Below are 14,165 nucleotides of genomic sequence, written 5' to 3' on the forward strand. Positions count from 1 at the left end.
CCGTGAAAGGAACAGCCACCATGAGCAACACCCTTCAGCAGCAGATGACGGACTACCTCGTCGACCGGCTCGGACTGCTCCCCGAGGAGATCGGCCCGCAGGCCCGCTTCAAGGAGGACATGGGCCTGGACTCCCTCGACATGGTCGAGCTCGTCTCCCTCCTGGAGTCCCACCTGGGCGCCGCGGTCGCCGACACCGCCCTGGAGCACCTCACGACCCTCCAGGACGTCGTCACCTACCTGGAGGAGCACGGCTCCACCACCACGTCCGAGGCCGCCGCGTGAGCGCCCGCCGCGTCGTCGTCACCGGTATCGGCCCGGTCACGCCCCTGGCCATCGGCGCCAAGCACTTCCAGGTGGCCCAGATGGAGGGCCGCAGCGGGATACGGCCCATAACCCGCTTCGACGCCACCTCCCTGCCCGTCCGGATCGCCGGCGAGGTGGACCTGCCCGAGGATCTCGCCCCGGACCGGCGCACCGAGAGGATCACCGACCGGGCGACCCACCTCGCCGCCGCGGCGGCCGAACTGGCCCTGCGCGACAGCGCGCTCGACCTGGCCGCCGAGGACACCGACCGGATCGGCGTGGTCATCGGCTCCGGCGTGGGCGGCGGCACAAGCACGGAGGAGAACCTCCGTGCCGCTTACGAGAAGGGCGGCTACCGCGGCCTGTCCGCACGGTTCATCCCGGCGACGATGGTGAACAGTTCAGCGGCCTGGATCGGCATCAAGTACGGCCTGACGGGACCCAGCAGCGCGTCGGTCACCGCCTGCGCCTCCGCGGCGGACTCGCTCGTCGCCGCCCACCAGATGATCACCAGCGGCGAGGCCGACGTCGTCATCGCCGGGGGCACCGACGCCCCGGTGATCGAGTCGGTGCTCGGCGGCTTCGCCAAGATGCGGGCGCTGTCGACGCGCAACGACGAACCGGAGCGGGCCAGCCGCCCGTTCAGCGCCGACCGGGACGGCTTCGTCCTCGGCGAGGGCGCCGCCGTCCTGGTCCTGGAGGAGGCCGGTCACGCGGCGGCGCGCGGCGCCGTGCCGCTCGCGGAGTTCAGCGGCTACGGGCGCTCCTCCGACGCGTATCACATCACCGCCCCGCGGCCCGACGGCTCGGGGGCCGCCAAGGCGGTCCGCGCGGCCCTTCGCTCCAGCGGGCTCACCCCTCAGGACGTCGACCTCGTCAACGCCCATGGGACGGCCACGTCCTTCAACGACGCGGGAGAGGCGGCTGCGTTGCACCTGGCGTTGGGCGAGGCGGCTCGGCGCGTTCCCGTGACGGCCACGAAGTCGCTCACCGGGCACACGCTCGGCGCGTCCGGCGCGATCGAGGCGGTGTCCGCCGTGCAGAGCATCGTGCACCGGGTGGTGCCGCCGACCGCCAACCTCGATGAGCCTGATGCGGCGCTCGGCCTTGATGTGGTGGGCGCGGGGGGCCGGGAGGCGGACGTCGACACCGTGCTGTCGAACTCGTTCGCCTTCGGCGGGCACAACGTTGTTCTTGTGTTCCAGCGGTACGGGAACCGCGGGTAGGCATGCGCAGCTCTCCGTCCGCGGCGCCGTCGTGGCCGTTCGCGCAGTTCCCCGCGCCCCTGACGGGGCGCGGGGGGCTTCGCTCCTACGAACCCAGGATCGACGTCAGGAACTCCCCGACCCAGCCAAGGAGTTCGCGTCCGACCAGTGGCTTTCCGCCGACCTTTGCCGTCTTCGGGCGCGGGACCAGGAGCTGGTGGACGTTGGCCTTGATGACCGTGCCGGGGTAGAGGCGCTTGAGCCTCAGTTCCTGCGACTCCCGCAGTTCCGCGGGGGCGAACCGGATGTTGTTGCCCTGCAGCACGATCTCGCCGACCCCGCACGCACGGGCCAGCATGCGCAGGCCCGCCACCAGGAGCAGGTTCTCCACGGGCTCCGGCAACTTGCCGTAGCGGTCGGTGAGTTCCTCGCGTACGGCCTTGACGTCCTCTTCGCTGCTCGCCGAGGCGATCGAGCGGTAGGCCGCGAGGCGCAGCCGCTCGCCAGGGGCGTAGTCGTGCGGGACGTGTGCGTCGACCGGCAGCTCGACCTTGACCTCCAGCGGCGGCTCCTCCTCCACGCCGCCCTCCAGGGACGCGCGGTAGTCGGCCACCGCCTCGCCGACCATGCGTACGTAGAGGTCGAAGCCGACGCCCGCGATGTGCCCGGACTGTTCGCCGCCCAGGAGGTTGCCCGCGCCGCGGATCTCCAGGTCCTTCATCGCCACGTACATGCCCGCGCCCATCTCCGTGTGCTGGGCGATCGTGGCGAGGCGCTCGTGGGCGGTCTCGGTCAGCGGCTTCTCCGGCGGGTACAGGAAGTAGGCGTAACCGCGCTCGCGGCCACGGCCGACACGGCCGCGCAGCTGGTGGAGCTGGGAGAGGCCGAAGTTGTCGCCGCGTTCGACGATCAGCGTGTTGGCGTTGGAGATGTCGATGCCCGACTCGACGATCGTCGTCGAGACGAGCACGTCGAACTTCTTCTCCCAGAAGTCCACCACCACTTGTTCCAGGGCCTGTTCGGACATCTGGCCGTGCGCGGTGGCGATGCGGGCCTCGGGGACGATGTCCCGCAGGCGGGCCGCCGCGCGGTCGATGGACTCGACGCGGTTGTGGATGTAGAAGACCTGGCCCTCGCGGAGCAGTTCGCGGCGGACGGCCGCGCCGATCTGCTTCTCCTCGTAGGGCCCGACGAAGGTCAGGACGGGGTGGCGCTCCTCGGGCGGCGTGGTGATCGTCGACATCTCGCGGATGCCGGTCACGGCCATTTCGAGCGTACGGGGAATGGGGGTGGCCGACATGGTCAGGACGTCGACGTTGGCCCGCAGCTTCTTCAGCTGCTCCTTGTGCTCGACGCCGAAGCGCTGCTCCTCGTCGACGATGACCAGGCCGAGGTCCTTGAACTTTGTCTCGGAGGAGAAGAGGCGGTGCGTGCCGATGACGATGTCGACCGAGCCGTCGCGCAGGCCCTCCAGGGTGGCCTTGGACTCCGTCTCCGTCTGGAAGCGGCTGAGCGCCCGTACCTTCACCGGGAACTGGGAGTAGCGCTCGCTGAACGTGCCGAAGTGCTGCTGCACCAGGAGCGTCGTGGGGACGAGGACCGCGACCTGCTTGCCGTCCTGCACCGCCTTGAAGGCGGCGCGGACCGCGATCTCCGTCTTGCCGTAGCCGACGTCGCCGCAGATCAGGCGGTCCATCGGGACCGTCTTCTCCATGTCCTCCTTGACCTCGGCGATGGTGGTGAGCTGGTCGGGCGTCTCCACGTACGGGAAGGCGTCCTCCAGCTCACGCTGCCAGGGGGTGTCGGGGGCGAAGGAGTGGCCGGGGGCCGCCATGCGGGCGCTGTAGAGCTTGATGAGGTCGGCGGCGATCTCCTTGACCGCCTTCTTCGCGCGCGCCTTCGTCTTCGTCCAGTCGGCGCCGCCCAGGCGGTGCAGCGTGGGGGCCTCCCCGCCGACGTACTTGGTGATCTGCTCCAACTGGTCGGTGGGGATGTAGAGCCGGTCGCCGGGCTGGCCGCGCTTGGCCGGGGCGTACTCCACGACCAGGTACTCGCGGGTGGCGCCCTGGACGGTGCGCTGCACCATCTCGATGTAGCGGCCCACGCCGTGCTGCTCGTGGACGATGTAGTCGCCGGCCTCCAGGGTCAGCGGGTCGATCGTCTTCCTGCGGCGGGCGGGCATCCGCTGGCCGTCCTTGCCGGCCGCCTTCTGGCCGGAGAGGTCGGTCTCGGTGAGGACGGCGAGCTTGAGCGCGGGGTCGATGAAGCCGTAGTCGATGGAGCCGCAGGAGACGTGCACGATCGAGGGCGTCAGCTCGGTGAGCTCGCCGTCCAGGCGGGCGGCGATGCCCTCGCCGCCCAGGACCTCGACGGTGCGGGCGGCCGGGCCGTGCCCCTCGGTCACGTAGACCGTGCGCCAGCCGTCGGCGAGCCAGCCCTTGGTGTCGGCGAGCGCCTTCGCGGTGTCGCCGCGGTAGGTCTCGGTGGCGTGCATGCCGAGCTTGAGGGTGTCGTCGTCAAGGTCCTCATCTGCCGCGAAGGGCGAGACGGACCACCACATCATGCCGAGGTCGCTCGCGTGGTCGCGGACGTCCGCGATGCCCCACAGGGAGGCCGCGCCCACGTCGATGGGGGCCTCTCCGCCCCCGGCGGTGGCGGCCCAGCTGGCCTGGAGGAACTCCTGCGAGGTCGCCACCAGGTCGGCGGCGCGGGTGCGCACGCGCTCGGGGTCGCAGACCACGGCCATGCTGTCCCGCGGCATGACGTCGAGCAGCAGCTCCATGTCGTCGACGAGGACCGGCGCGAGGGACTCCATGCCCTCGACGGCGATGCCCTCGGCGATCTTGCCGAGCAGCTCGCCCAGCTCGGGGTGCTGCTCGGCGAGGGCGGCGGCCCGCTCCCGTACGTCATCCGTGAGGAGCAGCTCGCGGCAGGGCGGGGCCCACAGGCCGTGCTCGGCGACTTCCAGGGAGCGCTGGTCGGCCACCTTGAAGTAGCGGATCTCCTCGACGTCGTCGCCCCAGAACTCGACGCGCAGGGGGTGCTCCTCGGTCGGCGGGAAGACGTCGAGGATGCCGCCGCGCACGGCGAACTCGCCGCGCTTCTCGACCAGCTCCACCCGGGAGTACGCGGCTGCCGCGAGGGCCTCCACGGTCTCGTTCAGGTCCACGCTCTCGCCGGAGCGCAGGGCCACGGGCTCCAGGTCGCCCAGGCCCTTGACCTGCGGCTGGAGCACGGAACGCACCGGGGCGACGATGACGGAGACGGGGCCGGTCTCGGGGTCGTCGGGCCTGGGATGCGCCAGGCGGCGCAGGACGGCGAGGCGGCGGCCGACGGTGTCGGAGCGGGGCGAGAGGCGCTCGTGCGGAAGGGTCTCCCAGGAGGGGTACTCGGCGACGCCGTCCGGCGGAATGATCGTGCGCAGGGCCGCCGCCAGGTCCTCTGCCTCACGCCCGGTCGCCGTCACGGCGAGGACGGTGCGCCCGGTCTCGCGGGCGAGGGCCGCGATGGCGAAGGGGCGAGCGGCGGGCGGGCCGACCAGGTCCACGTGCATGCGGTTGCCGTCGGTGGCGGCCTTGACCGCTTCGGCGAGTGCGGAGTCCTTGACGACAGCATCGAGCAGACCGTGCAGGCTCATGTGGGCTTTCGCTTTCCGTCCAGGTTCCAGGGCGCGCGGGGCAACGCGAAGGGCCCGGCAACGTCATACGGGCCGGGGGTCTCCAGCGTACGACCACGGACTGACAGCCGCTGGCCGTCAGGGCCCGCCCGGAAAGATCCGGCGCGCGATTCCGGCCCGTCCGGCGCGTGGATCCAGCCGGACCGGCACACACGCGTCGGCCCCCGGCAGGCATCGCCTGCCGGGAGCCGGCTCTCCCGCACCCCCGTGACGGAAGCTATTCCGTGGCGATCGCGTTCAGGACGTTCATCCGGCCCGCCCTGAAGGCCGGGACGAGCGCCGCGAACAGGCCCACGAAGGCCGAGCCGATGAAGACGGTGATGATCGTCGGCCAGGGGATCTCCAGGACCTTCAGGCCCTCCAGGGCGAGCAGCTTCTGGGCCGTCGCGCCCCAGCCCATGCCCAGTCCCAGGCCGAGCAGCGCTCCGAAGAGGGCGATGACCACCGACTCCAGGCGGATCATGCGGCGCAGCTGGCGGCGCGAGAGGCCGATCGCCCGCATCAGGCCGATCTCACGGGTCCGCTCGACCACCGAGAGGGCCAGGGTGTTCACCACACCCAGGATCGCGACGATGATCGCGAGGCCGAGCAGGCCGTAGACCATGTTCAGCATCTGGCCGACCTGGTCCTTCAGGGTCTGCTTGAAGTCGGTCTGGTCCATGACCTTGTACTGCGGGTAGTCGGCCATGGCCTTCTTCAGCGACGCGTACGCCGCCTCCTGCTGGCCCTTCTCCGCCTCGGCGAACATGATCTCGTTCGGCGGCATCCGGTCGGCGGGCACGTACTTCGCGGCGGTCGAGATGTTCACGTACATCGCGCCCGAATCGAGGGACGTGTCGCTCGACGTGATGGCCCGGACCGTCATCTCGGCCGTCCTGCCGTGGTCGAAGGCGAGCTTCACCTTGTCGCCGACCGTGATGCCGTGGTCCTTGGCGAATTCCTCGCCGACCGACATGGAGTCCGGCTTGTAGGCGTCGGCGAGCTTGCCCGCGACGGGCTCGGCGCGCAGGTCTTCGGCGTACGTCGCGTCGGCGGCGCTCAGGCCGACCCCCTTGGCGACCTTGCCGTTCGCGGCCGTCAGGTCCGCCTTGATGTCCTTGTACCGGGTGATGTGGGCGATGTGGTCGGCCTTCTCCAGGGACTTCGCGGCCTTGGGAGTGATCGCCTGCTCGTTCTCGGACTGGATGATGAAGTCCGCGCCGACCGACTTGTCGAGCTCGTCCGTTGCCGACGCGACCATCGAGGAGCCGACCACCGAGAGGCAGGCGACCAGGGCGAGGCCGATCATCAGGGCCGCCCCGGTGGCGCCGGTGCGGCGCGGGTTGCGCAGGGCGTTGCGCTCCGCCATCCGCCCGACGGGCCCGAACATCCGCAGGAGTACGGCGCTGATGACGCGGACCACGCCGCCCGCGAGGACCGGGCCGATGACGACGAAGCCGATGAGGGTGAGGACCACGCCGCCGCCGAGGAAGAGCGAGCCCTCGCTCGCCTTGTCCGCCTGCGAGGCGGTGTAGAGGCCGAAGGCGCCGGCGCCGGTGAGGACCAGGCCGATGAGCGCGCGCAGGACGCTCGCCTTGCCGTCGGCCGGTGTCCCGGCGTCGCGCAGGGCCGCCATCGGGGAGACCTTGGCGGCGCGCCGGGCGGGGAGGTAGGCGGCGAGGACGGTGACGACGATGCCGAGGACCATGCCGACCACGGGGGTCGTCCACTTGACGGTGAGGTCCTGGGTGGACAGTTCCATGCCCATGCCGGACATGAGCTGCATCAGGCCGATGGCGAGCCCGACGCCCGCGCCGACCCCGAGGACCGAGCCGATGACGCCTAGAAGGAGCGCCTCGACGAGCACGGAGCGGTTGACCTGCTTGCGGCTCGATCCGATGGCGCGCATCAGGCCGATCTCGCGGGTGCGCTGAGCGACCAGCATCGAGAAGGTGTTGATGATGAGGAAGATGCCGACGAGGAAGGCGATCCCGGCGAAGCCGAGCATCGCGTACTTCATCACGTCGAGGAATCCGCTGACGCTCTCGCGGCCGTCGTCCGACGTCTCCTGCTGCGTCTTGACCTTGTACGCGGCAGCCTCCGCGCCCATGGTCTCGCCGACGTTCCGCTTGAGGACGGTGTCGCTGACGCCCGCGTCGGCGGTGACGTTGACATGCGTGAACCGGCCTGTGCTGCCGAGGAGTTCGCGCTGGGCGGTCGCGGTGTCGAAGTAGACGATCGCAGCGCCGGGGTTGGTCACCTTGAAGGTGGCTATGCCGGAGATCTTGGCGGTGTGGTCACCGGAGACGGCGATGGTGCGCAGCTCGTCACCGATCTTGAGGTCGTGCTTGTCGGCGGTGTCGGCGTCGACCATCACGTCGGTGGGACCGCGCGGGGCGTGCCCCGAGGTGATGTCCATCGAACGCAGGTCGTTGTGCGTCCAGTTGCCCGCGATGGTGGGACCACCGCCGGTCGGACCCACGTTCTCCTTCTGGGAGTTGACGACGGTGACGGCGGTGCTGCTGACCGCGCCCTCCGCGGACTTCGCGCCCTCGGCCTTCTTCACCTGCTCGACGACCGAGGCGGGGAGCGACTCGGGCCTCCCGCTGTCGGGCGTCTCGCCCGAGTCCTCGGCGTTCTTGTTGGTGACCGTGACATCGGCGGACGTCGCGGCGAAGAGCTTGTCGAACGTCGTGTTCATCGTGTCGGAGAAGACGAGCGTGCCGCAGACGAACGCCACCGAAAGGATCACGGCCACCGCGGAGAGCGCCATACGGCCCTTGTGCGCGAAGAAGTTGCGCATCGAGGTCTTGAGGACGGTCATGACGTGCGCCCCCGGGCGTCGAAGTCCTTCATGCGGTCCAGGACGCTCTCGGCGGTGGGCGAGTACATCTCGTCCACGATCCGGCCGTCCGCGAGATAGAGCACCCGGTCCGCGTACGAGGCGGCCACCGGGTCGTGCGTGACCATCACGATGGTCTGGCCGAGCTCGGTCACCGACTTGCGCAGGAAGCCCAACACCTCGGCGCCCGCACGGGAGTCGAGGTTTCCGGTCGGCTCGTCACCGAAGATGATCTCGGGGCGGGCGGCCAGGGCGCGGGCCACGGCGACGCGCTGCTGCTGGCCGCCGGAGAGCTCGGTCGGGCGGTGCTTGAGCCGGCCCGCGAGACCGACGGTCTCCACGACCTGGTCCAGCCAGCCGCGGTCGGGCTTGCGGCCCGCGATGTCCATCGGGAGCGTGATGTTCTCGATGGCGTTGAGCGTCGGCAGGAGGTTGAACGCCTGGAAGATGAAGCCGATCCGGTCCCGGCGCAGCTGCGTGAGCTTCTTGTCCTTCAGGCCGGTGATCTCGGTCTCGTCCAGGTAGATCTGCCCGGAGGACACGGTGTCCAGGCCTGCGAGGCAGTGCATCAGGGTCGACTTGCCGGATCCGGAGGGACCCATGATCGCGGTGAACTGCCCGCGGGCGATGTCCACGTCGATCTCGTCGAGCGCGACGACCCGGGTCTCCCCGGTGCCGTACGCCTTCACGACCTGGCGCGCCCGTGCCGCCACGGCCGTACGCCCTCCAGTGCCCCCGTGCCTGGGAATGGTTACAGCCGTTGTCACGGTAAGTCTCCTAAGTCGGTTACGCGGTGGATCAGGTGTGCTCGGACGTGTTCGCCGCGCATAAAGAGTCTGGTCGTCCGACGGATCGGGCGCGCTGGTGCCCAGCGCAGTCTTTTGCTGGGGAAAACCCCACCCCCGAAGGGGTGGCTGGTCCGACCCGGGAGGCTTCCCCCGGTCCGCCCCCGTCGGCATAAAGCCAATCTAAGAAGCGGCCGGGGCCTTCTCGTCCTCCGGCAGTACGAACGCTTCTCGGTCCGCAGTACGGAGGTTCCCCTAGGGGATCTCCACCTCCAGGGGGAGCAGTTCTCGGGGTTGCTCCACCCTCCTGCTGACCGGACACCGGCCCACCTGCCGGGATGCTCTCCACCCCTGCCCCGCGGCCCACCCGGGTGAGAAGGTGGCCGGAAGCAATTAGATGCAGGGGGAAGGAATCTCGGTGGGCGGCACAGACGGCGTGGGCGGCACAGGCGACATACCCTCGGCCCCGCAGGACACCCGGCGGCGCGGCCCCGTCGTGGCCGCCCTCATGCTCGCCATGGCGCTCGCCGCCCTCGACTCCACGATCGTCTCGACGGCCATCCCCCAGATCGTCGGCGACCTCGGCGGCTTCTCCGTCTTCTCCTGGCTCTTCTCCGGCTATCTGCTCGCCGTCACCGTCACGTTGCCCATCTACGGCAAGCTCTCCGACACCTTCGGCCGCAAGCCCGTCCTCATCGCGGGCAGCATCCTCTTCCTGATCGGCTCGGCCCTGTGCGCCGTGGCCTGGAACATGGGGGCGCTCATCGCCTTCCGCATCGTCCAGGGCCTGGGCGGCGGCGCGCTCCAGGGGACGGTGCAGACGCTCGCCGCCGACCTCTATCCCCTCGAGGAACGCCCCAAGATCCAGGCGAAGTTGTCCACCGTGTGGGCCGCCTCGTCCATCGCGGGCCCCGCGCTCGGCGGCCTCATCGCCGCGTACGCCGACTGGCGCTGGATCTTCCTCATCAACCTGCCCATCGGCGCGGTGGCCCTCTGGCTGATCGTGCGTCACCTCCACGAGCCGCAGCGCGAGAAGGCACCGCGGGGGCGCACCGACTGGGCGGGCGCGCTCGCCGTCTTCGCCTGCGGCGGCGTCCTGCTCACCGCGCTCGTGCAGGGCGGTGTCGCGTGGGGCTGGCTCTCCGCGCCTTCGCTCGCGCTGTTCACGGGCGGGCTGCTGCTCGCGGCGGCCGTCGTGATCGTGGAGCGGCGCGCGGCGGAGCCGATCATCCCCGGCTGGGTCTGGCGCCGGCGCACCATCGCCGCGGTCAACCTCGCCCTGGGCGCGCTCGGCCTCCTGATGGTCGCGCCGACGGTCTTCCTGCCGACGTACGCCCAGTCCGTGCTCGGCCTCGCGCCGGTCGCCGCCGGGTTCGTGCTCTCCGTGATGACGCTGAGCTGGCCGGTCTCCGCCGCCCTGAGCCAGCACGTCTACCGCAGGCTCGGCTTCCGCGACACGGCGCTCATCGGCATCGGCGGCGCCGCGCTCTTCCTCTTCGCGTTCCCCTTCCTGCCCTATCCGGGGCAGGCCTGGCAGCCGGCGCTGATCATGCTGCTTCTCGGCGCGGCGCTCGGCCTCTTCCAACTGCCGCTGATCGTCGGGGTGCAGTCCACCGTCGGCTGGTCCGAGCGCGGCACGGCCACCGCGTCCATCCTCTTCTGCCGCCAGATAGGCCAGACCCTGGGCGCCGCGCTCTTCGGCGCGGTCGCCAACGGGGTCCTCACCTCGCGGCTCGGCGGCGCGGGTTCCCTGGACTCGGTGGCCCGCTCCCTCGAGAACACCGCGGACCCGGCCTCGGTCGCCGACCCCGAACGGCTGCGGCGCGCCGTCGACTCGGCGGTCGACACGGTGTACGTGGGGGCGGGGTGCGCGGCGGCGCTCGCACTTCTCGTACTGGCGTTCCTTGCGCCTCGGCGGTTTCCGGTAATCGGGGCGGACACCCCGGAAAACGGGGAGGTCAGCGCCCCGGAGAGCGGAACGAGCACCGAACTCGCCCCGCGTGAAAGCCCCGTGAACAGACCGGCGGACTAGACCGACCAATCAGTATGGGCAAAACCCTTCGCGGTTCTACTACTTACAAGTAACGTGCTCGATTCTCACCTCTCGCTCCCTGCGGTCCCGCACCGGACCGACGCCGCGCAAGGAGAACCGGGATGCCCTACCCTCACCAGCCCCAAAACCCTCAGTATCCACAGCACCCACAAAACCCTCAGTACCCGCAGAACCCTCAGAACCCGCAAAATTCTCAGCGCCCTCAGTACCCGCAACACGCCCGCCCCCCGCACCACCCCCCGGGCCTGCACGCCCCCTCGTACCCCACCTACCCCTGGCAGCCCGTCACGCCGCCCCCGCCCCCACCACCCCCACGGCTCCCCCGCCACCCCGCACTCGGCCGGCACAGCGACCTGCGCCACCTGCGCAGCGCCTACCGCTGGCAGCGCCGCGTCGCCACCCTCACCGCGCTCGGCTACTTCACCCTCTTCCTGATCCTGTCCGCCTTCGCCCCGTCCCTGATGACGAACACGGTCTCCGGCGGCCTCTCCACCGGCCTGCTGCTCGGCCTGTGCCAGGTGCCCGTCACGCTGCTCGCCCTAGGGCTCTACGAGTACACGGCCCGCCGCAGGGTCGACCCGATGGCCGAACGGCTGCGCAAGCTGGCGGAGTTGGAGGCCAACCGATGAGCCCCTCCGCTCTGCCGGTGAGCCTCGCCATCGTGAGCCCCGACGTCGGAAGCGGCGTCACGCTGGCCGCCGACTCGGCCCAGGCCATGTCCCTGGTGGCGTTCACCGCCGTCGTCACCCTCACGCTGCTCCTGTGCGTGATGACGGGCCCCGACCGCGACAACCTCGGCGAGTTCTACACCGGTTACGGCGCCCTCTCCCCCATGCGCAACGGCCTGGCCATCGCGGGCGACTACATCTCGGCGGCGACCGTGCTCGGCACCGGCGGCATCATCGCGCTCCTCGGGTACGACGGCGTGGTCCTGGCCCTGAGCACCGCACTCTCCCTGATGCTCCTGATGTTCCTCCTGGCCGAACCCCTGCGGAACGCGGGCCAGTTCACCATGGGCGACGTACTGGCCCGCCGGATGCCCGGACGGGCCGTACGCATCACCGCCTGCGCGGCGACACTCGCCGCGCTGATCCCCCTGATGCTGGTGCAACTGGCAGGCGCCGGCGACCTGCTCTCCTTCATCCTCGGATTCTCCGGCGAGGGCGTGAAGACGGCATGCGTCGTCGCACTCGGCGCCCTCATGATCAGCTACGCGGCGATCGGCGGCATGAAGGGCACCGCCCTCATCCAGATCCTGAAGATCGTGATGCTGCTCGGCTCCGGCGTGGTCATCGCCGCCCTGATCCTGCGCCGCTTCGACTGGGACCTCGGCGCGCTGCTCGCCGCCGCCGAGAAGGGCAGCGGGGCCGGCCCCGCGTTCCTCCAGTCCGGCCTGCAGTTCGCGGGCGGCCCCCACCCCGGCCTGGACATGATCAGTTCGGAACTGACGGTGGTCCTCGGCGGCGCCTGCCTCCCCCACGTCACGATGCGCATGTACACGGCCCGCAGCGCGCCCGAGATACGCCGCTCGATGTCCTGGGCGGTGTCCCTGGTGGCGCTCTTCGTCCTCATCATCACGATCGTCGGCTTCGGCGCGACGGCGATGATCGGGCGCCCGGCGATCGCACAGGCGGACCCGCAAGGCAACACGGCCTATCTGCTGGGCTCCAAGGCGGTGTTCGGCGTGAACGCCTCGACGTTCGAGACCCTCATCTTCACGGCGGTCACCACGGCGATCTTCCTCACGCTCCTCGCCTCGGTCGCCGGAATGATCCTCGCCTGCGCCAACTCCCTGGCCCACGACGTCTTCGCGCACCTGCGCCTGCGCAAAGAGCTCACCCCGCGCCGCGAGATGACCCTGTCCCGCGTCTCGGCACTGGCCATAGGGGGCCTGGCGATCGTCCTCGCGGTCGTGGTCCAGCACCACAACCTGCAACCGCTGGTCACCCTCTCCTTCTGCCTGGGCGCGTCGGCCCTCGCCCCGGCCCTGGTCTACAGCCTCTTCTGGCGCCGCTACACCCGCCGCGGCCTCCTGTGGACCCTGATCGGCGGCACCCTCGGCTCGATCATCCTCATGACGGGCACCAACCTGGTCTCGGGCTCCCCCACTTCAGCCTTCCCGGACCACGACTTCAACTGGTTCCCCTTCACCACCACCGGCATCGCCTCCATCCCCCTCGGCTTCCTCCTGGGCTGGCTGGGGACGGTGACGTCGGGCCCCGGCGAGTCGGACAAACAGCGCAGGCGGTACGAGGCGGTGGAGGGCTGGATCTTGGCGGGGGTGACGAGAAGGTAGAAGCCGCGGGGCAATCGGGTGGGTGGGCGGGTAACAATCCGCCGCGAAGCGGCGGCCTAGGAAACCCGCCCAGTCAGCGCAGCGAGACTGCTCCGCACATGCTCCATGTGCGCCCGCACCTCGTCCCACTCCTCACCGTGCTCCCGCAGCATCCGCTCGGTCTCCCGGGCAATGCCCTCCTCCCGGGAGACCGCGGCGGCGACCAGCTCCGCGCCCCGCGCCTCCGCGTCCTCCTGCCCGTGCCGTGCGGACTCCTCCGCCTCCGCGAAGGCCCGCTTGGCCTCGGACAGGCGCGCCTCGGCGGCGGCCACGAGCGACGCCTCGTGCGCCTCGGCCTCCGCCTCGCGGGCGGTGATCTCCGCCTCCGCTGCCTCCCGGCGCTCGGCGTGCTCCTTCTCCTGCTCCTCCAAAAGCGTGGCACTGCGCTGCCGCATCTCCCGCAGCGCCGCCAGGGCCTCGCCCCGCCACTCCTTCACGTCACGGCGGGCCGCGATCCGCGACTCGTCCGCGCTCGCACGGCAGGCGAGCAGCCGCTGCCGGGCCCGTTCCTCGGCCTCGCCGAGGACTTCGTCGGCGTACGCACGAGCGGCGTCGCGCAGCTCCCCGGCCTCCGTGTCGGCCGCCTCCGTCGCGCGCCGCGCATCGGCCTCGGCCGCCTCCCGTACGGCCGCGGCCTCCGCCTCGCTCAGGGCGAGGATGTGGCGCGCGCGCTCGCTCAGCGTCTCGTACGTCTGCGGGGCGAGCCGTGAGACCACGTCCCGCAGCCGCTCCGCCTCCGCCTCCATCTCCTTGGCGAGGACGGTGAGCCGGGCGGCGCGTTCCCACGCGTCGTCACGGTCCCGGGACAGATCGAGGGCGTACGCGTCCACCTGCTCGGGACGGTAGCCCCGTCCGCGCACGGTGACGAAGCCGTGCTCCGACGCCGCTGAACCGCTGCTCATCCTTGAGTCCCTCCTCCGACGCACCACGCGCGTACTACGCGATTGGCGCACATCTTGATGGATCAAGCGGAAGCGCTCATAAC

At 70.6% G+C, this 14,165-nt stretch carries 9 protein-coding genes; 5 read left to right on the forward strand and 4 right to left on the reverse strand.

Going from position 1 to position 14,165, the window contains the following annotated elements; genetic code table 11:
• Nucleotides 1-20 precede the first annotated feature (20 nt).
• Nucleotides 21-284 (forward strand): acyl carrier protein, encoded by a 264-nt coding sequence (locus AB0M70_RS19745; RefSeq protein ID WP_365821249.1) that lies wholly within the window; start codon nt 21-23, stop codon nt 282-284.
• Entirely contained in the window at nt 281-1,531 is a 1,251-nt protein-coding gene (locus AB0M70_RS19750) for a beta-ketoacyl-ACP synthase II (RefSeq protein ID WP_365821250.1), read from the forward strand. Before AB0M70_RS19745 ends, AB0M70_RS19750 begins: the two co-directional genes overlap by 4 nt.
• An 85-nt stretch (nt 1,532-1,616) precedes the next feature.
• Here the strand turns inward: AB0M70_RS19750 and mfd are convergent, their stop codons facing one another.
• From mfd to AB0M70_RS19765, 3 genes are all read right to left on the reverse strand, one after another.
• Complete coding sequence (gene mfd, locus AB0M70_RS19755; RefSeq protein ID WP_365821251.1) at nt 1,617-5,147, reverse strand: transcription-repair coupling factor; 3,531 nt, start codon at nt 5,145-5,147, stop codon at nt 1,617-1,619.
• 256 nt (nt 5,148-5,403) lie between these two features.
• On the reverse strand, nt 5,404-7,989 hold the full coding sequence (locus tag AB0M70_RS19760) for an FtsX-like permease family protein (protein ID WP_365821252.1): 2,586 nt from the start codon (nt 7,987-7,989) through the stop codon (nt 5,404-5,406).
• Entirely contained in the window at nt 7,986-8,774 is a 789-nt protein-coding gene (locus tag AB0M70_RS19765) for an ABC transporter ATP-binding protein (protein ID WP_365821253.1), read from the reverse strand. The genes AB0M70_RS19760 and AB0M70_RS19765 overlap by 4 nt, the downstream gene beginning before the upstream one ends.
• Before the next feature lie 415 nt (nt 8,775-9,189).
• Between AB0M70_RS19765 and AB0M70_RS19770 the strand changes: the two genes are divergently transcribed.
• The 3 genes from AB0M70_RS19770 to AB0M70_RS19780 all read left to right on the forward strand — a co-directional run bounded on the left by AB0M70_RS19770 (nt 9,190) and on the right by AB0M70_RS19780 (nt 13,141).
• A complete protein-coding gene (locus tag AB0M70_RS19770; RefSeq protein ID WP_365821254.1) occupies nt 9,190-10,824 on the forward strand; it encodes an MFS transporter in 1,635 nt (544 codons plus the stop codon).
• A gap of 122 nt (nt 10,825-10,946) precedes the next feature.
• Nucleotides 10,947-11,474, forward strand: coding sequence for a DUF485 domain-containing protein (locus AB0M70_RS19775; protein ID WP_365821255.1), 528 nt, complete (start codon nt 10,947-10,949; stop codon nt 11,472-11,474).
• 86 nt (nt 11,475-11,560) lie between these two features.
• On the forward strand, nt 11,561-13,141 hold the full coding sequence (locus AB0M70_RS19780) for a cation acetate symporter (RefSeq protein WP_365821550.1): 1,581 nt from the start codon (nt 11,561-11,563) through the stop codon (nt 13,139-13,141).
• 56 nt (nt 13,142-13,197) lie between these two features.
• Here the strand turns inward: AB0M70_RS19780 and AB0M70_RS19785 are convergent, their stop codons facing one another.
• A complete protein-coding gene (locus tag AB0M70_RS19785) occupies nt 13,198-14,082 on the reverse strand; it encodes a cellulose-binding protein (protein WP_365821256.1) in 885 nt (294 codons plus the stop codon).
• Nucleotides 14,083-14,165 lie beyond the last annotated feature (83 nt).

The organism is Streptomyces sp. NPDC051214 (assembly GCF_040682375.1).
In the GTDB taxonomy this organism is placed as follows: Bacteria; Actinomycetota; Actinomycetes; order Streptomycetales; family Streptomycetaceae; genus Streptomyces.

Coding starts and splice junctions, on each gene's coding strand:
- AB0M70_RS19745 (WP_365821249.1), top strand. CDS start 21: ATGAGCAACACCCTTCAGCAGCAGATGACGGACTACCTCGTCGACCGG.
- mfd (WP_365821251.1), bottom strand. CDS start 5,147: ATGAGCCTGCACGGTCTGCTCGATGCTGTCGTCAAGGACTCCGCACTC.
- AB0M70_RS19760 (WP_365821252.1), bottom strand. CDS start 7,989: ATGACCGTCCTCAAGACCTCGATGCGCAACTTCTTCGCGCACAAGGGC.
- AB0M70_RS19770 (WP_365821254.1), top strand. CDS start 9,190: ATGCAGGGGGAAGGAATCTCGGTGGGCGGCACAGACGGCGTGGGCGGC.
- AB0M70_RS19775 (WP_365821255.1), top strand. CDS start 10,947: ATGCCCTACCCTCACCAGCCCCAAAACCCTCAGTATCCACAGCACCCA.
- AB0M70_RS19780 (WP_365821550.1), top strand. CDS start 11,561: ATGTCCCTGGTGGCGTTCACCGCCGTCGTCACCCTCACGCTGCTCCTG.
- AB0M70_RS19785 (WP_365821256.1), bottom strand. CDS start 14,082: ATGAGCAGCGGTTCAGCGGCGTCGGAGCACGGCTTCGTCACCGTGCGC.